The 26,620-nt window shown below is 66.4% G+C and carries 1 protein-coding gene; it reads right to left on the reverse strand.

Going from position 1 to position 26,620, the window contains the following annotated elements; all coding sequences use genetic code 11:
* Nucleotides 1-132 precede the first annotated feature (132 nt).
* Entirely contained in the window at nt 133-26,574 is a 26,442-nt protein-coding gene (locus AC6IY7_RS20315) for a LamG-like jellyroll fold domain-containing protein (protein WP_497783049.1), read from the reverse strand.
* Nucleotides 26,575-26,620 lie beyond the last annotated feature (46 nt).

Consider the following 26,620-nt stretch of genomic DNA (forward strand, 5'->3'; position numbering starts at 1 on the left):
ACGACTCCATCCTGAAACGAAAATGTTTTCCCGAAACCGAAAATGTTTCGACTTCGTGTTTTTTGAAGCGCCGCACAGGCTTCGCATCATTCCATGACGAACTTATTACAGCCGTGGCGCCGCTGCCGAGGGCTACCAATCGAAGCGCCAGCCGTCTCCCTGCCGCCAATGGCCGCCGTGATCGGCGTGGTTGCGCTTGTGCTCGGCCTCGACCCACAGCCAATCGTCGAGACCGGAGCAATGCGGAGCGGGCGGCGGCGGAGGAACCACGTTGACCGGGACATCCGTGCTCGCCACTCCGAAGGCCCCAGCGACGGCGGCCTGCTGGATCTGATTGGCGGTGAGCGCCTGGCCGAAGAAGGCGACCTCGTCGATATGGCCGTCGAAGGATTTGGTGATCTTGAGCTTCGAGAGATCGGTCGTCGCGCCGATCGTGGTTTCGTCGGAGCCGCCGATCACAATGGCCGATTGGTTCGCGGCGAGTCCGCCGGCAAAGGCGTTGGTTCCGACGAGCGCGCCATCGAGATAGAGCTTCATGCCGCCGGCGCCGAAGGTGAAAGCGAGATTGTGCCAGGAGCCCGCCGCGACGGTCGTCGACGAGCGGATCGTATAGACGCCACTCGGCCCTTCCATCTGCACGACGAAATGATTGCCGTCGAGGCCGATCGTCAGGCCGTTATTGAGCCCGGCGCCGTCCTTGGCGAACAGCGTCTGCTGTCCGAAGGTCGAGCGCGCATCGAACCAGAGCGTGATCGCGCCATTGGCGACGGCGAAGGCCTGATCATTGGCGACCGCCACATATTCCCGGCTCGAGTCGTGGAAGTCTGCCGAGGCGCCCGCGCCGAAGGGCGCGATCGCCGTCGACGGACCGGCGTCGTCGCGATCCGGTTGGCCATTCGCGTAGAACACCCCGTTCTGCGCCGCGCCGGCGCTGTCCGCGACAGTCGAGCCCGCGTCGTCGAAGGTCCAATAAGCGATCGGCGTCAGCAATTGCTGATCGACCGTCACCTGCACGCCGGACTGCACGAGAAGCTGCGCGCTGCTGTTGTGGTAGACGTCGTAGAGAACATTGCCGATCGTGCGCTGGCCGATATCGCCCCAGGCGCCGGAAAGATGCAGCGTCTGGCCGCCGTCGCCGAGCACGACCAGCTGGCCATTGCCGGCGAGAGACCGCACATCGGCGGCGCTCAATGTGGAGGGGGCGGCGCCGCCGAGCACATAGGCGGATGTTCCATCGGCGAAGACCAGCCGCTCGACGCCTTCCAGCTGATCGGTTCCGTCTATGGTCGGGCCGGCCGCGCCTTCGGCGGTCAGCTGCCGCGCGCCTTCCTTCATCAGCCGGCGCACAAAGGCTTGATCGACAGAGCCGCCGAAGATCGCCACCTCGTCGATGAGCCCGCCGAAGGCGTTGGTGACGCGAAGCTTGGTCAGATCGCCCGAGGCGTCGGAATTATTCGCATTCGAGCCGCCGATCACGATCGCCTCGCGATTGCCGGCGATCCCGCCCGTATAGGAGTCTTCGCCGACGAGTACGCCATTGACATAGAGCTTCATCCCGCCTTGGCCGAAGGTGAAGGCGAGATGGCTCCATGCGCCCGCTGAGACGATGTTGAGCGTGTCGATGACATGCGCGCCATCGGCGCCGTCGAGTCTCACCTCGAGATGCTGGCCGACGAGGCTGATGGTGAGTCCGTCCTGCGCATGGGCGCCGTCCTTGGAGAACAAGGTCTGCGTTCCCGACGCGCCGCTCGCGTCGAACCAGAGCTGGATCGCTCCGTCGTCGAGCGCGAAATCATCGGAATTGGCGACGGCGATATAGCCGCGCGGATCCTTGTGGAACGCCGCCGATGTCCCCGCGCCGAAGGGCGCCGCGGTCGCGGAAGGCCCGGCGTTGCCGAGGTCCGAAGCGAGCTTCGTCACGAAAGTGGCGTTCTGCGGCGCGCCGGCGCGATCCGCCAGCGTGGAAGAGCCGCGCGCTTCATCGAGCGACCAATAGGCGACGCCTTGCGGCAGCGCGGGACGCGTATCGGCTACTTGGAGCGCGCCGCCGACGAAGGACAGCTGATAGTCCGAAAGCGCGCCGCTGAGGCCGGGGCCGGCGCTCGCCAGCCGCGGGCCGGACACCACGAGACGGCGGATCTGATCGCCGTTCAGCGCCTGGCCGAACACCGCGACCTCGTCGATGGAGCCGCGGAACGCCTTGGTGATGCTCAGCTTGGAGAGATCGCCGGACTGGTTCCGGTTCGCTTCGTCCGAGGCGCCGATCACGATCGCCTGGCGATTATTGGCGAGGCCGCCGCTGTAGGAATTGGCGTCGACGAGCGCGCCGTCGATGTAGAGCTTCATGCCGTCGGCGCCGAAGCTGAAGGCGAGCTGACGCCAGCCGCAGCCGATATCGTCGCAGCTGGCGACGGTATAGGAGGTCGTCCCCGTCTCGAGCCGCGCATAGACCTTGCCGTCGGCGATGCCGATGGTGAGATCGCCCTCATTATTGCCATAGCCGTTCTTGGCGAACAGCACCTGATCGCCCCGCGCGTCGCCGGCCTCGAACAGGAAAGCGATCGTCCCATCCGCCGAATGCAACGCCGCATCGTCGGCGACCGCCACATATTGGCGCGCATCGCCCGCGAAGCTCGCATTGGCCCCGGCGTCATAGGAGACATTGTCGGCTGTCGCGGCGCCGTCGTCCGATCCGTGCAGGGACGCGCCGTAGAAGGTCCCGTTCTGCGGCGTTCCGACCGAGTCGGCGACGACGCCATTCGTAACCTTGTCGAAGGACCAATAAGCGGTCGGCTGCACGATCGGCATGGAGACAGTGTCGATTCCGTCGCCGCCGTCTATGAGATCATTGCCGCCGCCGCCGACGAGATAATCAGCGCCGTCGCCGCCCAGAATGACGTCGCTGGCGACGCCGCCGATCAGCGTGTCGTCGCCGAGGCCGCCGAGCAGCACCGACGCGCCCGAGCCTGCCCGAACCGTGTCGTTTCCGTCGCCGGCCTTCACCGTCAGCGGCGCATCGACGCTCGCATCGACAGTCACCGTGTCGTTTCCGCCGCCGGTGGCGATGAGGATGGATTTCACATCGGCCGCAGCGAAGGTCTTGATCACATTCTGCCCGATGATCGGCAGGAAGCTCGCATAGACCTCGATGGTCGCGCCATTGGGATCATTGGCGCCGCGCGCGCCCTTCTGCATCACATCCTGAACCTGCTGATCGGTCAGCTGGCGGCCATAGACGGAGACCTCGTCTATGTGACCGGAGAAGGGATCGCTGATGGTCAGCTTGGAGAGATTGCCGGACGTGCTGCGATTGTCGGCGGTGGATGCGCCGATGACGATCGCCTCGTGATTGCCCTGCAATCCGCCCGTATAGGCGTTCTCGCCGACGAGCGCGCCATCGAGATAGAGCTTCATGCCGGCTTCGCCGAAAGTAAAGGCGACATTGTGCCAATCGCCGCAAGTGACGTCGTCGCAGCCCTCGACGCGGAAGACGTCGAGCCGCCCGGCCGCATCTGCGCCCTCGAGCTCGGCGAACAGCGTCCCATGATCGACGCCGATCGTCAGCTGGCCAGCGCCGAGGCCGCTCTTGCTCTTCGAGAACAAGACTTGCGTGTCGCCCCAGCCATGGCCCGTGTCATTGGGGTCGAACCAGAGCTGCACCGCGCCGCTCGCGAGATTGAAGACCGGATCGTCGGCGACGGCGACATATTCTTTCTTGTCGTCGTGGAACTCGATCGAATTGGCCGCGCCGAAGGGCGCGAAAGCGGCCGACGGCCCCGGATCGGCGCGATCGGGCGCGCGATCCGTATAGAGCGTTCCATTTTGCGGCGTGCCGGCGCTGTCGGCGACGGCGGTTCCGCTCGTCTCATTGAAATTCCAATAGGCGACCGGCTCGAGCGGCTTGCGCACGATCACCGTGTCGTCCTGTGGCGTGCCGGCGATGCGCAGCACGCCGTCGAGCAGAGCGACGCCGGTGAGCCGCGCCTCGGTGGTCGCGGTCGCGACGCCGAGATCATCATCGGAAAGACGCGCCGAGATCGTCCAGAAGCCCGGATCGCGATAATTATGCGTCAGCTGGAAGTCGCGCGTTCCGGCGGCATAGGCGAGAGTCTCGGCGGCCGTCCCGTCGCCCCAATCGACGATGAGCGTATAGGAGTCCTGCGTGCCCGGATCGGCAAAGACGCCCGTGAGCACCACCGGCTCGCCCGGCAGCACATTGCCGACCTCCGCCGCATTATTGGTGAAGGTGGTGAAGACCGGAGCGACATTCGCCACAGTGACCGCGGCGCTGATCGTCGCCGAGCCGCCATCCTTGTCGGAGAGCGTCAGATCGATGCGATAATCATCGGCCGCGGTTCCCGTCGGATTGTCGTCGAGATAGCGATGCGTCGCCGTGAATGTATGGCTCGCCTCGTCGATCGTCAGCGCAGAGGCGCCGCCATCGCCCCAGACCACAGCGCCCGAATGCGTGTCGAGGGCGCCGGCGTCGGCGAAGCGACCCAGCAAGGTCACGGTCCCATTCTCGTCTATGGTGAGGCTGGAAGCGAGCGCGCCGCCGATCGTCTGCTTTTGCGCGGCGACGCCGTTCAGCGTGAGATCGGCGATGATCGGCGCGGCATTCGTCACGACGACAGCGGCGGTCGAGACATTGCTCTTGGCCCCGGCGTCGTCGGTCACGATCGCGGAGATCGTGTAGGCGGCGCCCGCGGCCGGATTGTCGAGATAGACATGGGTCGCGGTAAAGGCGCGATTGACCGCATCGACGATGATCGTCGCGCCCGCGCTCGCGGAGCTCAAGCCGTCGCCCCAATCGATCGCGATCGTATGGAGATCGAGCGGCCCCGCATCCGTGTAGACGCCGGAGACGGTGACGGAGGAACCCTCTTGCGACGTGCTCGGAACGACGCTCAATGCGCCGGCGACAGGCGCGACATTATCGACCTTCAGGCTCACGACCGTCGGCGCGCTGGCGCCTTGGTCCTTGTCGACGATATTGGTCGTGATCGTGTAGACGCCGTCCTGAACATAGCGATGGGCGACGTCGAAATTGAGCGCGCCGGCGGCGAGATCGACGATCTCGCTCTGCCCGTCGCCCCAGGCGACGTTCAGCCGGAAGCTGTCGAGCGTTCCCGGATCGACGATGCGGCCGCTGAGGCGCGCGAACGCGTTCTCGGCGATCTCGGCCGACCCCGGCCCCGCGGCTGGCGCGACGGCGACATTTTGCAGCGTCGGCGCCACATTGAGAACGGTGACGTTTCTGTCGGCGGCGACATAGGCGCCGTCATTGTCGGTCGCTCCGGTCTTTATCGTATAGGCGCCATTATCCGCATAGGAATGCGTCGCGACGACATTGCCATTGGCGGCGGCCGCGTCGATCAGAATGTGATCCTGCGCGCCGTCGCCCCAATTCACATCCCACCATTTGATCTTATCGGCGCCCGGATCGGTCGCGGCCAGCGACAGGCTGTAGACCGCGCCCTCATTCGTCGTCGCGGCGCCCGCGACGGTCAGCGTCGGCGGGACCTCATTGATCGTGATCGTCGTATAGGCGTCGGCGACGCCGCCATCCTTGTCGACGATCTGGCCGTGAACCAGCAGCGCGCCGCTCTGCCGCAAATATTGGCCGGGAACGGTGGCGGAGCCGGCGCCCTGCACGAGATCGAAGGTTCCATTATTGTCGAAGTCGTAGCGATAAGACAGCGACGCGGCGTCGACAATCGACGGATCGGTCACGCCGGAGAATGTCACCGTCGTGGAGGCCGCGCCTTCGCTCACCGGGCCGCTATTGACGAAGGTGGCGAAGCTCGGCGGCGCATTGTCCACCGTCACGCCGACCGCCTTGGAGATCGTCGTCGGAGTCGCCGAGCCGATCGTCGCATAGCCGACGATCACATGCGGCGTGGAATAGACGCCGCTGTCATTGACGCCGAGCGCCGTCAGCTCGCTCCAGGAGAAGCTCGCCGTCGCGCCGCTCTTGTCGATCGTCCCATCATTGTTGATGTCCCAACCATAGGAGAGCGGCGCGCCGGTCGCTTGCGCGGTCAGCGTGAGCGACTGGCCCTCCGCGATGCGATAGGGGCCGCCCGTATCGATATTATTCGCCGAGAGACCCACTGTCACCGCATAGGCGGCGGAGGTCGCTCCGGTCGGAGTCGTGTCCTTGTCCACCGCCGTGGCGCGGATCGCGACATTGCCGGGCGCGGCATAGACATGGCTCGCCTGCGTGGCGTCGGCGCCGAAAGTCTCGACAGCCGCGCCGTCTCCCCAATCGACGCGCCATTCGAGAACGCGGTCGATCGGCGAAGCATCGGTCGCCGTGAAGCCGATGATGAAGGGCGTTCCGACCGTCGCCGAATGCGCTCCGGAAACGACGACCGCCGGCGGCGTGTCGGCGATCTGGATTTTCGACACGGCCGTGGTCGAGAGACCGTCGGAATTGGTCGCGCGCACCGCGATCGTATAGAGGCCATTGTCGGCGAGGCCGAGATCGACGAGGCGATCCCAGGGAAGCGTCACGCGATAGACGCCGCCGCCGAGAGCGGTTCCGATCACTTCGCCGAACTGGCCGTCGCCGTCTATGTCGAAGACGACCGGACCGGACAGCGAATTGGTCGAGCCTAGCGCCTGCACATTGGCGGTGAGCGTTACGCTGGAGCCTTCCGAGGTCGCGTAGCTCGGCGCGGAGAAGGACACGATCGGCGACGACAGAACCGTCAGCCTCTCGAATGTGTCATAGGCGACCGCGCCCTTGCCGGCGAGGCTGATCGAGCCATTGGTCTGCGGGATCGGCAGGCCGGCGACGCCGCCGACGAGGATAGAGGCGTTCGGATCCTGAGGATCGACGATCAGCGTGTCGCCGGGCAGCGCGCTGGGCGCGTCGCCATGCAGCGTCGTCACCGCATCGGAGGGGAGATTGGGAAGCGAGATGCGCACAATGTCCGGGTCGGCGTCGCCGGAGACAATCGTATGCGCCGCGGCGCCCGCCTTCTCGATTGTGATCACATCGGAGCCGGCGTCGCCGTCGATCGTCGTCGTCGCGCCTGCGCCGGTGTTCTGCACATCGATCGAATCGGCGCCCGCGCCGCCATGAATGGCTAGCGTGTCGGCCGCCGTCTTGGCGTTGACGACGCGCAGATCGAGGCTATCCGCGCCGGCGCCGAGATCGACGCTGGTCGCGCCGCGATAATCGGCGACGACGACATGGTCGGAGCCTTCGCCCGTGCTCACCTTGGTCGCGCCGACGATCGCCGGCGGCGCGGAGACGAGCGACACAGTGTCGTCGCCGACGCCCGTCGTGACGCCGATCGATTCTATATCCGTGTGCTCCGTCGTGAAGGCGATCGGCGGCGCCTTGGGCGAGAGATCGACATTGAATGTCGCGAGGCCGCCCTGCTGCGTCGTGGAGCCGAAGCTGCCGACATAGGCGGTGAGCGTGGAGCCGTTCTGCGGTCCCAGGATCAGAGAGGTGGGGGTCAGCAGGCCGCGCACGCCGCCGACCGCGTCGCGCACGACTTGGACGAAGCCGAGCGCGCCCGTCTGCTGGTCGCGCTGGAACACGGAGATGTCATTGGCTCCGCGCGCCGTCACCAGCACATATTGGCCATCGGCGGTGACGGCGACATCGGTCGGCGCGTCGAGCCCGCGCACGCCATTGGCGCCATTGCGCAGAGTCTCGACGAAGACGAGCGGCTGCGTCGTGGAGCTCGTGACCTGGAAGACGGAGAGCGTGGCGCCGCTCTGGCTCGTCACATAGACGAAGCCCCCATCCGGGCTCACGGCCACATCGGAAGCGCCGACGAGTCCATTGGTCGCGCCTGCGAGAGTCTGCGAAGCGCCGGTCGTCACATTCGCTGCAGTGAGGCTGCCGGTCGAAGCGTTCACCGAATAGACGAAGCCGTTCTGCGCGACCGTTTCCGTCGCGGCGCCGCTCGCGCCGGACTGTGTCGAGATCAAAGTGAGCGCGCCGGTCGTCGTGTTCAGCGAATAGCTGCGCAGGCCGGCCGAGCCCGTCGTCGTCAGCACATGAGTGGCGGCGTCATAGCGCATCGAATCGTAATAGGAGCCGCCATCCGATTGCGATTGCGCGAAGGAAAGATCGCCGGTCGCCGAGGCGAGCTTGAATGTCGCGAGCCTGCCGGTCGTCGCGCTCTCGGTGACGACGAAACCGTCGACCCCGGTGACGAGCACATTGGAGACGCTCGAGAGGCCGGAGACGCCGTTCTGCGCCTCCTTGAACAATTGGCGCTGCGATCCATCGTCCGCATTGACGACGACGAGAGAGTTCGTCGCGGTGGAAACGCCGAAGACATGATTGGCGCCTGGATCGGCCGCTATGGCGTCGAAGCCGGTGAGCTGCGCGACCGTTGGCGCGGAGGGGCGCGCGATGGAGAGATATTGGACATTGCCGCCGAGCGACAGCGTATTGCCGGTGAGCGTCGTCGCGCCGGAGGCGTTCACGCCGATCGACGCCGTGAATGTGTGATTATGTGCGCTGCCTTCTGGAACCAGCGTCGCCCACACCTGCCCCGGAGCGAGGCTCGTCAGCGCCTGATCGGCGCCGACGCCATTGGTCTTCAGCGCTTGCGCCGTGGCGCCGTCGACGCTGAGCATCGGATTGGCGACATTGATCGTCGAGACATTGGCGACGATCAGCAGATCATAGCCCGTATAATCCTGGTTCAGCGCGCCGACGCCCTTGTCGAGCAGCATGACCGCGAGCAGCGCGTCCGCAGGCGCGTGATCGAGCTGCGGCGTCGTGGTGTTGAAGTCGATCGAGGCGGCGTCGAGCCCGGAGACGACGCCGTATATGTCCGCGCCGCCCGCGAGGCCGACGATGGTCGGGGTCTGCGGCGCGCCCGCGATATAGGAGTTCGACTGACGCGGGCCGGTGAAATGCTCGACCTTGGGATCGGTTGCCGCAAAGGCCGTCTGGCCGCCATTGCCAGAAACGACAGAGCCGCTCTGGAAAGTGAGAGAGGTGTTGCTCGCGACAATGAAGCGCCCCTCGCCGCCCTTGTCGGCGCTTCCGCCGCCGGCGCCGCCCGAGGTCGTGACGGAGGTCTTCAGCGTCGCGCCGCCCGAGGTGAGATCGCTGGCGTAGAGCTTGATCGTGCCGCCGGAGCCGCCGGCGCCGTCGCCGCCGTCGCCGCCCGGGCCGCCCGCGCCGCCGGAGCCGCCATTGCCGCCGTGATGGGCGTCGGAATCGTCGCCGCCCCCTCCGCCGCTCGACGTCGGTCCGTAATTCGGATCGGGGCTCTGGCCGGCGCCGCCGGTCGCGCCCGCGCCGCCGATCGCGGCGAAGGCGTCGCTATTGCCGACGCGGATCTGACCTTGCGCGACCAGCTGGAAGGCGCCGCCGCCCGCGCCGCCCATGCCGCCCGCGGCGCCGTAGCCGCCGACTCCGCCGCCGCCGCCGCCATCGCCGCCGCCGCCGCCGATGTAATTATCGGTGAGGCCGAGGAAGCCGCTCGTCCAATGGCGGCCATTGCCGCCGCCGCCGCCGCCACCGCCGCCGCCCGAACCGCCGCCGCCGCCGCCGCCGCCGCCACCGCCGCCCATGCCGCCGGAAATGGCGACGCCAGTCGCGGAATTCGCTCCCGCGAGACCGTCGCCGCCGGTTCCGCCGGTTCCACCGGTGCCGCCGCCGCCGCCGTCATAACCGTCGCCGTCGCGCAGGCGTTGGCCATTGACGATGTCATAGGCGCCATAGGCGCCGCCGCCGCCATAGCCGCCGTAGCCGGCATAGCCCTCGGCGCCGCCACCTCCGGCCGAACCATTATATTGATTGCCGACGCCGAGCCCGCCCGCGTCGCCGGGAGCGCCCCAATTGCCGTAATAGCCCCAGCCGCCGTCGCCGCCTATGCCGCCGCCGCGGCCGAAATCCTGATAGGCTCCGCCGCCGCCGCCACCGCCGCCACCGCCGCCGTAATAGCTCGGGGAGCCATAGCCGCCGCTGCCGCCGTGGTTGTCGCCCGTGCCATAGGGACCGCCGACGCCCTGTCCCGCGGAATTCGTGCCCTGGAAGGTGAAATCGGACGGAAGGCTGCCGTTGGAGCCGCCGCCGCCGCCATAGCCGCCGACCGCGCGCGCTCCCGCCGCGCCGGCGCCACCCGCCGCGCCGCCGCCGGCGCCCGCGGTCTGATCATGAGCGGAGAGATCGAAGGTCACATTGTCGGCGAGCTGCACATTGTTCGCGACATCGAACGACAGCGCATTGGCGCCCGCCGCGGATACTTTCAGCCCGGCGGGCAGGTTGAGATCGCCGGCGAAATTCACCGAGACCATGCCATTGTTCGCGCTCGTGGCGCTCGCGTCGGCGGTGATCGAGAAGCCGGACTGGCTATAGCCCAGATACCACCAGCCGCCATTGGTGAAATCGAGCGTGTCGTCGACCGCTGCTCCGCCATTATTGTAGTTGACCTGAATCTTACCCGAGTTGATCCAGACCCACTGGCCCTCGTAATAAACCGTCGTGTCGATCGAGAAATCATTCGAGATCGTATAGGTCGACACGGTCGCTGGCGCGACGGTCGCGGCCGCATTGGGCAGATCGTCCACCGCGACGATATTGTCGACGAGGATCGAGCCGAATGGCGTCGACGCATTCTTCGCGGTCAGCGTCACTCTGTCGAGCCCATAGAAGCTCGCGAGCGAAGTGTCGAAGCGCTGGAAGCCGGCGCCGGCGACGAGGCTCAGCTCGGCGCTCACCGTCTGTCCGCCGAGCGTATGGCCCGTCAATACGACGGCCGCCGTTCCGCTCGCCGCCGTATTGGCGAGCTCCAGCGAATAGAGCGTGAAGCCGTCGCCATTCGGCGTTCCATCGGCGCGCGCCGCCTGCAGCGTCAGCACATCGCCATTTGCGCGCGCCTGCGCCGCCGGGCTGATGGCGTCGGACCGAATGAGGCCGAGCGCGTTGGAGGTCGACAGTCGGAAGCCATTCGACGCATAGGCGATGTCGCCCTGGTTCAGCCCGTCGAAATTCAGCACCTTGTCGTAATTGCGATAGGTGTCGAAATCATTGGCGGGATCGGGCTGGGTCACGACGACGAGGCCCGATTGCAGCGTGATGCGATTATTGTCGATCGTCACATTCACATTGGCGGTGCTGGTGGACACGACATCGAGCGTGTCCGTTCCCATCTTGCCGCCGAGAATGCGCGTCAAATCCGCGCCGGCCGTCGAGATCACCGAGACTGGCGACCCGGAAGGAAGCGCCATGGCCTGAAGGTCGGTGTCGAGCAGAGTCCAGGCGATCGCGACCGTCGAATTGGCCGAATTATCGACGATGAGCTGCTCCACCGTCTTGTCGATGGAGGTGAATTGATTGGCGATCGGTTGCGCCGCGATCTCGACCTGCAGCGTATCCTTGCCCGACTGGCCATCGACGATGGTGCGCGCCGCGCCGACGCTGCGCGCCTCGATCAGATCATCGCCGCCGCCGCCGAACACGCCGACGATGGTCGCCGGAAGAGTCGCCGCATGGGCGTCGAGCGTGAATGTGTCATTGCCGTCGCCGAGCTTCACATCGACCTCGGCCAGAGAGCGAAACGCGACATCGCCGGCGGTGAGACCGGAGACGATTCCCTCGCCGACGGCGGCGCCGTCATGGATCACGCCTGTTGTCGTGGCCGCCGGCGTTCCGGAGAGATCGACAGTGAGCTTGTCGGCGTCGCCGGCGCCGGTGACCAGCAGCGGCGCGCTCGTTCCATAGACGATCGCCTCATCGTCGCCCGCGCCGAGATTGATCGTCGTGGCCTTGCCCGCGCCGTGAATGAAAATTCGGTCCACCGCGCCATTGGAGTCGACGATGATCGGCGTCGCCGAACCATTGATCGTGACAGTGTTCGTCGTCGCGCCGCTGAGCGCGATAGTGGTCGCCGCGACGCCTTCGAACTCGACCGATTGCGCCATGCCGACCGCGGTGATGCGGCCGCGCGTCGCCGAGGCGGCGTCGAGCGTCAGATTGGAGTCGACCGTCGGGCTCACCGAGAAAGCGTCGCCCGCATCGCCGCCGCCGCGCGCGAGAACATGGCCACGAATATTGGCGAGGTTCGGTCCCAGCGTGATGGCGTCGGCGCCGGCGCCCGCATCGACGATCGTATCCGTCGAGCTGGCCGCGATCGCGATGGCGTCGGCGCCGGAGCCGGCCTTCACCGTCACTTTGGCGAAATTGCCATAGGTGACGCCAATGTTCGGATCGACCACCGACTGATCGGTTCCGCCCATGCCGAAGCCGAAGATCTGATTGCCATTGGCGCCGCCGATGACGCCCGCGTTGGCCACCGTGTCGCCGCTATCGTCGACGAGCAGCGTATTGGCGCCGGCGCCGCCGTCGAGAATGAGCGTTCCCGCGAGGCTGTTCACCGTCGCATCGGCGCCCGAGACGATGACGGAGTCGGCGCCATCGCCGAGGAACAGCGAGGTGATGGTCGCCGCCGCCGTCGAGCGCACCGTCGCCGTGTCGGCGCCGGCGCCGAGATGCAGCGCGAGCGAGCGAAGATCGCTGTAGACGACCTTGCCGGTCATTCCGAAGCCGGCGACCTCGCTGTCGGAGACGGTTCCGGTCACGCCCTGCGCGAAGCCGGAATTGTCGAGATCCAGCGACGCCAGCTTGTCATTCGCGCCCGTCACGGTCAGCGTTCCGGCGATGGTCGTGAGATTGCCGCCGACGTTGCTCGTTGCCGTCAGCTCGCCGCTCGCATTGGTCGTCGCGCTCGCGCGGCTGCCGATGAGGATGACATCCTCGGCGCCGCCGGTCGTCACTGTCGTGGGCGCATTGGCGGACACGCCGCGAATGACGATGGTGTCGCGATCCGCGCCGCCGACGACCGACACGGCCGCAGCGGTGATCGCGCCCTCTAGATCGATCAGCGCGCCCACGCCCGAATCCGCATCGCCGACGTCGCCGGTCAATGTCGCGGTCTTGGCGGCGTTCAGCGTCGCTCCGACGGCCATGACGATATTGTCGCCGGCGGCGAGCGACGCCGCGCCCAATGTCGCGCTCATGAAGGAGGTCGCGCCGAAGAGGATGTCCTCGCCGACCGCATTGCTGTCGCGCGTCGCGATGACGATGTCGCCCGTCGTCGAGGCGACGGTCCCGATTCCGACGCCGCCCGCGACATCCGTCGCGACCACATCGCCCTTGGCCGAGGCGATGAAGGAGCCGGCTGCGTGAGCCGCGTCGATGCGCAGCGCATCGGCCTTTGCGCCGATCGATCCGCCGCCGGCGTTGAGGATGAGATTGGGCGCGCTCACATTGACCGCGACGCCGGCGTCGGCGTCGAGAATGGAGCCGGTCGCCGAAAGGCTCACAGTCCCGCCCGTCGACCTCGCCGAGCCGACCTCGAGATCGCCCGTCTCGCTGATGAAGATTCCATCGCGCGCCAGCGCGTCGAGGCGCGTCGAAGCGGTGCGGATCGGCGAAGCCGAAGCGCCGACCGCGCCCTTCGGCGCCGAGAGCGACAGAGTGGTCGCCTCTATGCGGCCATTCGCATTCGCGACGATATCGCCATTCGCGGTCGTGATCGACACCGGACCGAGCGCGTCGAGAATGGCGTCGCTCAGTGTCACCTTGGTGCGCGCGGCGGTCGAGGTGTTGGCGATGGTGACGGCGGTGTGGCCCGGATCGGCGCTCGTGACCGGCAGGAAATCCTTCTTATAGGTCACGTCGACGACGACGTTCTGCGCGAAATTGGGCGTCGCGGCCAGCGGATTGATGAGCCCGATCCGCACATCGAAATTCGACGCATTCTGAATGAGGACATGATCGAAAGCGGTGAGGAAGGTGATCTTGGGCGAGCCCTTGATCGAATCCTCGCCCGGCGTCGTGCCATAGCCCGCGGGCGTCGGATCTTGCCCCCAGCTCGGAATGGAGAATGTCGCCGTGCCGGCGGCGGTCGAAGTGTTGACGATATCCGGCACGATGAAGACGCCGTTCTGAAATGTGACCGTCCCTATGCCCTGCTGCTTGACGATATTTCCCGCCGCGTCGATGACGAGCTCGGGCGCAGGCGGCCCGGACAAGAACACATCGGCGTTGAAATCGATGGCGCGCTGATAGACGATTGTCTGCGACGGATGCTCGGCGCCCGTGTCGATGGCCGCGCCATGGGAGCTCGCGTCGACGAAGCCGGACACATTGGGCGAGCCATAGGCTTCGACCGTCAGCGCGCGCGTATGGACGGCGCTGCCGCTCTCGGCCACGACGCGCGTCGTCACATCGAAATCATTCTTCGCATAGCTGTTGGTCGAGGCGCCGAGACCATTGGTCGTGGCGTCGGCGCTCGCGAGGCTGGTGACGGATTCCTGGCGCGCCTTCACATTGACGGAGCCGCCGCCATTCAGCGTGGCGCCGCTATGCAGATCGACCAGCGCATCGGAAGTTGGGCTGGAGGAGCCCGGAGCGGACTCTGGACGGCTCAATGTCGCATGCGCTTCGGAATTGGCGCCGAGCGCGCTCGATTTGGCGACAGCGTCGATCTTCAGATCGAGCGTGGTGACGCGCGCGAGAACGTCGAGCTTTCCGCCCGCCGTCAGCGTCGAGGCGCCGACATCTGTCTTGGTCGCGCCGCCATAGGTGAGATTTCCAGTGACGCGCGTATCGGCGCCGAGACCGCCGGCGGACGCATGCGGCGCGGATTTGGCGGTGCTGGACGTGCGCGATTCGACCGAGAGATCGCCGCCCGCGGAGAGCTGCGCGCCGCCGCCGATCGTTGTCGTCGTCGCATCGGAAGCGTTCACCGTCGAGGTCGCGCCGATGATGGAGACCACCGCGCCCGCGCCGCCGTCGCCATCGGCCTTCGCATTATTGGTGGTGTCGGCGAGCACCGTAAGACCCGTTCCCGCCGCTATATGCGCGCCGGTTCCGACGCTCAGGCTGTTGGCGTTCTTCAGCGTGCTCGTGCTTCCGCCCTCGATGACGGTGACGCCGCCATAATTGCCGGCGTCGCCGGTCGCGAAGGAGGTCGTCGTCGTCACCGACTGCACCGAGGCCGATTGCGTGGCGGCGATATCGGCGCCGTCGTCGATGGTCGTCGTCGTCGTCGGATCGATCTCGAGCTCTATGTCGAGCCCCTGCCCGCTCGCCAGTCCGCCGCCGGCGGCATAGCCGAGCAGCTTGACGGACGTCGTCTGCGAGGCTTTGACATCCGTCGTACGGCTGCGGATGAAGGCGCGCTTGCCGACGCCGACCGCCATGACGGGCGCGAATTTCGCCTGCGCGATCACCGCGCCGACCGCAATGCCGCCTATGGCGCCGCCGTCGATCTCGAGATTGTTCGCGGTCGTCGTGCTGGTTCCGTGAACATCGACCTCGCCGCCGGCGTAGACCGCCGCATCATCGCCGATGCGCGCGGCGACGGCGCCATCGACGGTGATGAGCGTCACGCCCGCGGCCGCGCCGACAATAGCGCCGCCGCCTATGGCGATGCCCATGGGCTGATTGGCGTCGAAGGGATTGACGGTGACCGTGCGCTGCGCGTCGATCTTCACATCGCCGGCGATCTGCGCCGCAGCGGAGCCGATCTGCGTGAACTTGCCGACGATCGCCTGCGATGTTCCCGTGATGGTGAGCTTGCTCACCGCCGCGCCGAGACCGGCGACGCCGGACACCGACCAGGCGCCGTCGGCGAGATAATGATTGACATTGGCGACGGATTTGACGCTGACTTCGTGGAAGCCCGTGACGATCGTCGCATCCGAGAGCGCGGAGGCCTCGATGGTCGAGGAATCGTCATGCGACGCGCCGGGCGTCGCGCCGAGCAAGGCGCGCGCGGAGCTCGTGTCGTCGATGAGCGACACCGCGCCGCCGAGCGACACGAAGCCGCTGATGGCTCCGGCGAAACCGAGCACATGCGCATTGGAGTCGAGATTGGCGGAGACGGTGAGCTCGCCGGCGCTGGGATTCAGCCCAGTGATCGTCGTCTGCGGCGCGACGAAGGCGGTCGAGTCCGCGTCTATGCTCACAATGGCGAGACCGACGCCGAGCGCCGCCGCGCCGCCCGCCACGCCGCCGGCGCGCGCCGTGAGATCGAGCGCCTCGCGCGAGATCACATCGAGATTGCCGGTTGCGATGTCCGCATATTGCAATATGCCGGCGGTCGTGCCGCTGGTGACGCCGCTCGTCGCCTTGGTCGCCGAATTCACCCTGCCCGCCGGCGTGTTCGCCGTCGAAGCGCTCCGCGCCATATTGGCGATCTGCGCATTGCCGGCGGCGAGACGATGCTGCGAGCCACTGGCGCCGGCCGCATCTATGTCGATCGCATGGCCTTGCTGCGCGTCCTCATAAGAGGCGGCGAGCTTCACCAGCTGCGGATGCGCGCTGTCGACGATGACGAAATAGACCTCGCCGTCCTTCAGCCCTTTGATCGCATTGCCGCCGCCCGCGTCATAGACGACGGCGTCGCCGGTCTTCAGCCCGCGATCGGCGCCGAGATCGATCGTCTCGGCGGCGCCGTTCACCTTCTGCGCCGGATCGAAGGCGGGCGACGAGGCGTCGCTCGTCTGCATGCGGCCGGACAATGTGCCGACCGTGCTCTCGACGAAAGTCAGCACGGTGGATTTGTCGCTGCTGAGGGCCGAGGAGGAGCCGTCCGAGGTGGAATAGCTGTCGGTGAAATTGCCGCCGATCGAATAGACGATGATGCCGCCGCCGAGGCCGACGAGGCCGGCGCCGGCGCTGATCGCGTTGGCGTTCACGGTCCAGCGCGACAGCGCGAACACATCCGTGTCGCCCTTGGCGCGCACGCTCGCGCCGCCGATCAGCGCCTGCGTGTCGTTGCGCAGCACGCCGACATCCACAGAGGCGCCGACGCCGGCGCCGAGGCTCGCGCCCAGGCCGCCGGCGAAAGTGAGCAGATCGAGCTTGTTGGTCGCAGCGACGATGACGCTCTGCGAATTGGCGGCCGTAGCCGCGGTGTTCTGATTGATCTGCGCGCCGTCGCCGATCGTCGCCAGTGTGTCGGAGTCGACGAGCTCCACCGTCACCGCGCCCGCTATGCCGGCATAGGCGCCGGCGCCGAGGCTCGCGCCGACCGACACGATCTTTTCTGACGTCGCCGCGAGGACGGCGACGCCGCGCGCGGTCTTTTGTGCGAAGCCGCCATTATTCGAATAGGTCCCGTCCGGCGCGTCGGAAATGAATGCGGCGCTATTGGCGTAGGCGTCGACGATCGCATAATCGCCTATGGTCGCCAGCGTTGTCTTCTTGATCGAGGTGACGTCGACGGCGCCCGCGCCGCCCCCGGAGCCTATGCCGACGCCGACGGCGCCGCCGATCGCATAAGTCGTGGTGTCATCTTTGGCGGAAACCAGAACATCGCCCGTCGCCGACACGCGCACACGGCCGGAGATGGAGGCGATCGTCGATGTGTCGATGACGATCACCGCCGCGGAGCCGGCGAGGCCGACTTCTCCCGAAGCGGCAATGCCCGCGGCGATGCTCAGAATATCCGTCACCGCGTGCGAGACGACGGCGACGTCGCCCGCGGCGTCGACGATCGTGTCGTAACTATTGCCGCTCGTCGCGCCCTGGATGAAGGCTTCCGTCGCGCCTTTCAGCACCGGCGCCGCGAAGGCCGGCGTCACCGAGAAGCTGCCCGAGCCGGCGAGGCCGCCGCCGATCGCGAGACCATTATAGGTGCGGCCCGCGGCGACGAGCACATTTTGTCCGGCGCCCGCGCCCGTATCCTCATCCGCATTGATGCGCGCGCCCTGGTCGATATGGGCGAGCGTGTCGATCTGATGCACGCTCACCGAGCCCGCGAGCGCGCCCGATCCCTCGCCGGCGATGGCGACGCCGACGCCGGCGCTGGTCAGATCATTGACGCTGACCGCGACGATGATCACGCCCGATTGCGTCGCGACGAGCGGCTTGCGATCGCGATTATTCGCCAGTGACGGATCGTTGAAATCCTTATTGCTGATCGACGGCACGCCGGTGCTGTTCAGCGTCTGCACCACATGGCGGGCTGTCGATGCGACGCCCGTGTCGAGGAGATCGATCTTCTGGCCGTTCAGCGCGGCGCTCTTATCGGCCGCTAGCGCGAAATGATTGTCGTCGATGCGAATGACGAAATAATGCCCGCCGGTCTGCAGCCCGCCGAGCGCCAGCGACTGACCTGTGTAGATCACTTCCTGGCCGGTGCTGAAGCCGTGCCCCGCGACATTCATCGTATCCGCGGCGTAATCGACGGCCGAAGTGGCGAAATCCTTGGAGACGCCCTGCTGCTGCGCATTGGCCGTCGCGGGCGGCGCGCCGAATTCGCCGGTATTGGCGACTATGCCGCTCTTGCCGGATTTGGCCAGCGCCGTCACCGAGGCGCCTGCGGCGATATAGGCCTCGGTCGTCTTCTTCACAGTGCCGACGCCTGCGGCGATGCCGCCGGCGCCCGTCCCTGCGGCGGCGACATTGCCGGAAACTTGGTCGAGCGTGGTGTCGTCCTCGGCCGAAACCAGAACATTGCCGTCCGAGCGCACGACGGCGCCGGCGTCTATATGCGCCTTGGCGGTGAGATCGAGCACGGAGACGCCGATGGTCAGGCCGCCCGCTCCCTCGCTGGCGCCCGCGACGGCCGCCGAAACCGAGGTGATCGTCACATCGCCTTGCGCGTCGACGATCACATTATCGCCGCCCTTGGCGCTCGCGCCGGCGCCGATATAGGCCTCGAGGCGGCGCTTCACATAGCCGGCGTCTGCGCCCGCGCCTATGCCGACCTCGCTGCCAGCGATGGCGCCGGCGACGCCGACCAGCGACAAATGTCCGTGCGCGACGATGTCGATGTCGTGATCGGAATGCAGTCCCGCGCCCGCCGCCGGCGTCGCGCTCGGCGCATCCTCATAAGCGAGCGCGCTCACATCGATATAAGTGAGGGTGAGCGCGCCGGCCCCCGCGCCGTCTCCGGCGAAGGCTCCGCCGACGCCGACGATGACGACGGATTCTCCAGCGTTCGCTTCTATCGAGAGGCCGTGCCGCGACTGGCCGAGCGTATCGGTGAAGGCGTTGCCGGCGCCGCCGGCCGACAGCGTCGCGGCGCCGTCGACATAGGCCTTGGTCGTATCGAGAATGGTGACATTGGTCGCCGCGAGGCCGACGCCCGCGTCGCCGCCGGCGGCGAGTCCGCCGGCGATGGCGACGATATTGGCCGTGTCATCGGCGGTCACGCGCAGATTATTGCGCGCCGAAAGATTGGACGCCGCGCCGACCACGGCCGCCGTCACAGTGTCGTCGATGACATTGATCGACAGCGAGCCGGCGAAGGAGACATTGTCGCCGCCGCCGCCGCCGAGGGTGAGCGAATGTATCGCCGCCGTCTCCTCGGCCTCGATGATGGCGTCGCCATTCGAGTCGATCGTGGAGCCGTCCACCTTCGCCGTCACCTGATTGGCGATGTAATTGGCGCCGATCGCCGCGCCGACGGCGCTTCCCGAGCTGGAAATGGCGACGCCGCCGGTCAGAGCATTGATCGTCGATTCGTCGCTCGCGCGCAGATTCACCGAGCCGCCCGAGCCCGTCGTCGTGCGCAGCGTCGAGCCATTGGAGACGATCGCCTCGATCGTATTATAAACGCCATTGACCGAAAGGCTCGCGCCGACTGTCGCGCCATTGCCTTTCGAGCCGCCCACGGCGACGGCGGCGATCTTGCCGGCGACGGAGATCGGCCCGTCCTGCGTCGAATGCGCGGTCATGCTGACGCCGCCCGCTCCCGCGGTGATGGAGGAATCATCGACCGTGGCGCGCACTTGCAATGCGATCTGATTCCAGCCGAGGCCGACGCCATAGGCCTGGCCCTGCGATCCGACGCCGAGCGCGCCGGCGACCGCATAAATGACCGAATTGTCCTTGGCTTCGAGAGAGACGCCCGAGGCGATCACATCGGCGTTCTGGATCGTCGCGAGAATCTGCGAGGAATTGTCGCGGCTGAAGATTTTCTGATCGGTCGAAATGACATTTATGCCGAGCGTGAAAGCCACCGCCTTGCTGTCGACGCCGCCGCCGGTCGCAATGCCGAGCGACACGGCGAAAGCCCATAATTTCTGATCGTCGACAGCGAGAATCGAAAGATCATCGCCGAGCGTCAGCGAGCTGCGACGCTTTTCGCCGAGCACGCCGGCGACCGTGCTGGCGCTGAGCTGATTGAAGCCGAGCGAAGCGCCGACGCCCTTGGCGCCCGCCGTATAGCTGGCGCCGCCGCCGATGGCGACGAGCTGCGCCTCGTCGCGCGCGGTGAGCGCCGCATCGCCATTGGCGCCGACCTTTGCGCCGTCGATCGTCGCCTTTGTGGTGTCGACGATGCGATTGACCGAGACCGAGCCGGCGAAAGCGTCGCCCTGCTCATTGGTATTGGCCGAGACGGCGGCCGAGAAGCTGGCCAGCGTGCCGCCGCGCGTCGCCTTCAGCGAGATTTCATCGCGCGTCGAGAGCGCCGCCGCATGGCTCGCGATGACGAGCCCATTGGCGTCCGGCGAGCCGGAGACGGCGAGCCGATCGGCGATGAAGGCTTCCGTATCCGCCGTGAGCTGATTGAGCGCGAAGGCTCCGCCGATCGTCGTTCCGCCGCCGAGCCCCGTGCCGGCGTTGACCGATACCGCGACGCCGCCGACGATGGCGACGATCGTCTGCGTATCATCGGCGGTGAGCGACAAAGTTCCGACCGACATGGCGCCGCGCGCATTGATGTAGGCGAGATCGGTGTCGCGAATGAAATTGATTCCGGCGCTGCCGGCGACGCCATAGCCGCTCTTGGGCTTGGGCGCCTCCTCGAACAGCGTGGGAAGCGAAATGCCGTCGAGCGGATCATTCGCCGAGGCGCCGAGGTTCTGCGGCGCGCCTTGTGGTCCGGTCAGCACCGTCGCCGTGCCCACGACTCCGACGACGACGCCTGTCGTCGTGGCCGACAGAGACGTGTCGCCGACATTCATCGACACGGCGCCGGCCGGCGTCGCATTCGGATCGCCGCCCTTGCTCGGATCGGCGCCGATGAAACTATAGACTTTGCGCTCCACGTCATTGACGAGCGCCGACATGCCGAGCCCGTTCGAGCCCTTGCCGGCGACAATGATCGCGCCGGCGATCTCCACCTCGGTTCCGCCCGTCGTCGCTTCTATGTCCACGGCGCCGCCGCCGGTGACTGTCGGCCCGAAGCTCGCCGTCGCGACGAGCCCGGCCTCGACATCGCTGCGCTGGCGCAAAGCGAGCCCGCTGCCGGCGAAAGCGAATTGGCCGCCGTCATCGGTCTTGCCGCCCGACTGCGCTATGGCGAGGCGGAAAATATCTTCGGTCGCATGAATGGTCAGCGCGCCGCTCGCGCCGATGCCGACCTTGGCGTCGCCTTCGATGCGCGCATAGACGGTGTTCTCTATGTCGTCGACGAGGATGGAGCCGCCGATCGCCTTGGAGCCGGAGCGGCCGAAGACATCGACCACATCGCCGCCGCGCAGCAGCTCGCCGGCTTTCTTTTTCTCATATTTCGCCTTGCCGAACGGACTCTCGCTCAGCGACCATTTGCCGATGCCCGCCATTTCGGCGAATTGCATCATCACATCGGCCGTGACAGTGACCGATTGCGTCGCGGATGGGTTGAATGTCGCGGAAGGCGGCGCCTGATTGATGCGGGCGCCCGACTGAATGACCGCCGTGCTGTGATCGATATAGGCGTTGACGGCGATCGAGCCGGAGACGGAGGTCGCCTGCGTGTCCTGGGCCTTGGCGCGCGCCATCACCCAAGTGTTCATGAATTTCGAGCTGACGCCGAACGTGCCGTCCAGAAGATCGGTCAATCCGCTGACGCCGCGCGTGACGATGTCCTGCGGAACGCCGAGAACGAGATCCAGCGGATTGATGAGGAAAGGATAGGAGAGCGAGGATGCGACCGTCACCGTCTCGCCGGCGTCGACGATCGTGTTTCCGGCGATCGTCGCATTGGCGTCATTGAGATAGACGCCGACCGCGAAGGAGAGATCGACCGCCTTGGCGGTCGCAGATTTCGTCTTCGATTTCGAGACGTCGGATTGCGAGATCAGCTGCGTGCGCTGCGTGCTCGTCGCCAGCACATCGACATTGTGATCGGTCTGCAGCGTCGTCGGCTTGGCGGCGGTCGCATTCTTGCCGATCGTCGCCTCGATATCATTGATCACCACATTGACCGCGATGGCGCCGCCGGCGCTCAGCCCGTCATTGGTGATGTCCTTGGTGACGTCCTTTCCCGTGGACGGATCGGTGACCGTCTGCTTGCCGCTCGTCGCCGACGCCTGGCCGAATATGGTCGCGAGCGCTATGTCGGGCTTGGTGAAGATGTCTTTATATTTCGTCGGATTGAATTTGCTGCCGACTTCCGGCTTGGCCTTGCTGCGCGTCTGCGAATCGAGGATCGCCTGAACGCCTATGCCATCCGTATTCGTGCTCGCAGCGAGCGTGTGATTGGCGCCCTTGCCGTCGCTGGTGAGATTGATCGCCTTGACCGCGGAGACCTCGCTCGGATCTTCGACCAGACGAATGTGATTGTCGTCGACCTTGACGACATAATATTGCTCGCCCGCGGCGAGGCCGCGGATTTCGCGGTCGCCGGCGGTGAGATCATGCACATTGCCGCGAGAGGCCTGATAGACGCGATTATCGGCGATGACATGCATGGAGGCCGCGCCGGGATCGGACAGCGTGACCAGCGCCTCGGTCGTCGCGTCGCGCAGCTCGAAGGAATTGGCGTCGACGGTGACGAGCTTATACTGATGATCGCTCTGCAATCCGCCGATGGCGGAGGCGCCGAGCGTCTCGAGCGAGGCGTAATCGACGAGCAGCGGAGCGGCCGCCGTCGCGGTGAATCCATGGTTCTGAAGGTAGATGCGATTGGTCGCCGTGTCGATGCGCGCCAACGTCACGCTGCCCGTCGTCTGCGTCGCGGCGTTGGAGAAGCTGTGCGTCCCGAGCGCGCTTCCCTGCGCCACCGAGACGACGACGCCGTTCGAGTCTTTGAGCTGGAACAGATCGTTGCTGATCTTCTGCACCGTATAGACGGCGCCGCTCGTGAGATTCGCGATCGGCGTGTTTCCGCCGGCGTCATAAGTGACCTGATCGCCGGTCGCGAAGCCGTGTCCCGCAATATGAATCGTCTTCGCCGTCGCATCGATCGCATCGAGCTCGAAGGCGCGCGACAGCGTCGTCGATTTGGTCGGATCGACGGCATAGATGACGGCGTCGCCGTCCTTCAAGCCGTGATTGGCGATTGTGATCGTGTCGCGCGCGCCGTCGACCGCCGTGGCGGGATCGAAGCTCGCGACGGAACCGATATAGGCGAGCGCATGAGTGGCCGCCGAGCCGGGATCGGTCAGCGTGATACGCGCATTGGTCTGCGCGTCGCGCAGCTCGAATGTGTCGGCGTCGGTGGCGACCAATTTATACGGATGCGCCGCCTGCACGCCGCCGAGCGTCACATCATTCTCGGAGAGCGAATCATAGGTCACATCGATCGACGTCCCGATCGCGAAGCCGTGATTTTTGACGTGAATGCGGCCATTGGCGTCCACGCTGGCGAGATCGACCTCGGCCTTCTTATTGTCCGATGTGCGCGTGAAGGTCTGCGCGCCCAGCGCCGCGCCCTGCGCGATCGGAATGACAGCGCCGGAGCCGTCCTTCAGGCGGAAGGTCGCGTCATCGATTCTGTCGACCGTGTAGATGGCTTTGTCGGTGAGATTGGCGATCGCCGTATTGCCGCCGGCGTCATAGGCGACCAGATCGCCGGTCTCGAATCCATGGGCGGCGATATGGATCGTATTCGCGCTCGCATCGATCGCATCTATGTCGAACAATTTGGATTTGACGACATTGAGCGTCTGCGTCGCGGTCGGATCGACGCCCGACGGATCGAGATCGATCGACGGCTCCTTGGCGAGCTGAATATGATCCTGATCGAGGACGATGACGTAATAGGTCTTGCCCTTGTCGAGCCCGCCGACCGAATCGCTCTGCTGCCCCTGCACCGCGAGCACGGTGGAGCCGGCGACGGATGTGTTGACGAGATAGGGCGTGTAGACGACGGCCTGGCCATTGGTGAAGCCGTGATTGGGCAGGGTGATGATGTCGGTGGTGGGATCGACGCCGCCGATCGGATCGAATGTCTTGGTGTCCGCGCTATCGCCGGCAACCGTGCCAGCGGCCTTGATCGTTCCGTCGAGCGACGCCTTCACCGTGCCGAACTCGAAGGCGAGCGCCACGCCGACGCCAGCGCGGCCGTCGATGGGGCTGATGGTGCTGGCGTCCGGCGTCGTCTTGGTCGCGCCATTGGCGATGACATTGACATTGCCGCCGCGCGAGGTGATCGACGCATCGAGGCCGACCGTCGCCAGAGCGGTGAGATCCGTATGCGCGATGGCGATGGCGATGGAGGAGGCGGTGGGATTGACCGTGCTGTCGAGATTGGAGGAGGCGCGCGACACCGTCTTGGCGGAGGTCGAGCCCTTGGCCGAGATGGTGACGCTGCCGCTGGCGTCGATGACCGTCGAGCCGCCGATATTCGCCTCGACGTCGCTCTGCGCGAGGCCGTAGCCGCCGGCGAATTCGAGGCCCGTATATTTCGCGAGGCCGCCGCTGCCGAGCGCCGAGGCGATCGAGAACACTTGCGTGTCGACTTTGGTTTCCGCCTTTATGTCGACGGTTCCTTCGGCCTCGATCGTCGCATCGTCGACATTGATCTTGGCGTCGGCGCCGCGCAGGATCACCGAGAGATCGACGCCCGTCGCAGCGCTGAGCAGAACGCCGGGAATCTGCCCCAGCAGATTCGTCAGCGTGCCGGTGAAGCCGGCGGCGGCGGCCGGCGCGTCGCTGTTGAGATTGATGTCCTTGGCGGTCGCGTTCACCTTGATCGCGCCGCCGCGTATGATCGCGCCCCGAATGTCGATGGCGGCGTCCTTGGCCGTAAAATCGCCCGGCCAGCTGACGAGGCGCGTGGCGACATCGGAGGTCGCGAGCGAGATTTTGCCGGCCTTGTGGCCGTTCGCCGTATCGGCCCCTGCGAGCAATTGCGCATTGGCGCCGAGCGCGATGCGCGCGCCGCCGGCGAGGCTCGTCGTGCCATCCGCATTGGTCTTCTGCTTGCCGAACAAGATCTCGCCGGCGTTGCCGCCCGCGAGCTCCGTCGAGACGATCGCGGAATTGGCGACATTGCGCAGCGTCATCGTCACCGAGCCGCCGCCGCTCGGCGCGAAGGTGAGCGCGTCGCCGACGCTATAGCCCGTTCCGGCGGCGCTGAGCCGCGCCGTCGCCACGCCATCCGCATCGACGACGATGGTCGCCTCGGCGCCCGTTCCGGCGCCTCCGGTCGCGGCCACATGCGTATAGGTCTCGCCGGCGGTCCAGGAGCCGCTGGAGCCGGTCTGGTCGGCGACCGTGCCGACATAGATGGTGTCGGCCTCGAGAGTGAGCGCGCCGCCATGGAGCGAAATATCGCCGGAGACGCTGACGACGCTCTTATGCGTCAGATGATTGTCGCCGGGCAGCAGGCCGCCCTCGTCGAACGGATCATAGCCCGAGAGCAGCGTGCTCACCTTCAACGCCGCATGGAAGGTGCTGTCGAGCGAGACGATGTCGACGCTGTCCGTTCCCGAGCCGCCGCTCACAGTGAGCGAATGCGTCGGCGCGCTGAACGTCTGACTCTCGAACTTGCCGTTGAGGCTTTGGAGAGTCATGACGCCGTCGGTCGTGGTTCCCGCATCCGTCAGCCGCGCCTGCACGCCGCTCGAATTGCCCGAGAGCGTTCCGAGATCGAAGGTGACATCGGCCACCACGCCATTGATCGTGACCGGCTCGAGGCCGTGATAGGTCACGAGTCCGCCGTCATAGGCGATGGCGCCGCTGTCCGGGCCCGTCGCTGTCGACACGAGGCTCTGCGCGACGCCGACGTCGAGGACCAGAGTGTCGAAGCCGCCGGCTCCGCCATCCACCACGCCGGCGAGACGGCCGCTCGTCGAGAAGGAGAAAGTGTCGTTATTATCGGCGGCGCCGGTGAGATTGGCGAAGCCGCTGAAGACGAAAGCCCCGACAGAGCCCGCGCCCGCGCCCTCGACGCGCCAGTCGGTGTCCGTCACGGCGCCGATCAGCGTGTCCGCGCCGCCGCCGACGAGATTTTGGACATCCGCGAAGCTCACATTGGCGGGGCCGCTGATCGCGCCCGAGCCGTCCTCGTGAAGCGTCCAGGTCGCTGCGTCGCTGGAGTCCCAGATCAGCGTATCGGCGCCATCGCCGCCGGCGAAGGCGAAATTCGGCAATTGGCGGCCGGCGAATGACGCCGCGTCTATGGTGAGCGTGTCCGCGCCCGCGCCGCCGACGATGGAAACCTGCTCGAGGCCTGCGAGATCGGCGCTCGCGAGAATTGTCGAATTGCTGCGGTCGACGATTTCGACCCTGGGACCCGCTGCGGAACCTGCCGTCGATGGGGATTGCGTCGCCGCGCCGGTCTGCGCGGTCCCGGCGGGATCGACGAGCTGCACGACGACGTCATGCGCCTGCTGCTGTGGGGCGGTGGCCGCCAGACTCACCGCGAGCACGTCCGCATTCAGCAGAACGCGTTGCTCGAGCGTGTCGAACACGACCTTCGGCCGTTGGCTCGACGGCGGGGGAGCGAGAGCTGTCGAA

It is taken from the genome of Methylosinus sp. is20ea (assembly GCF_059718135.1).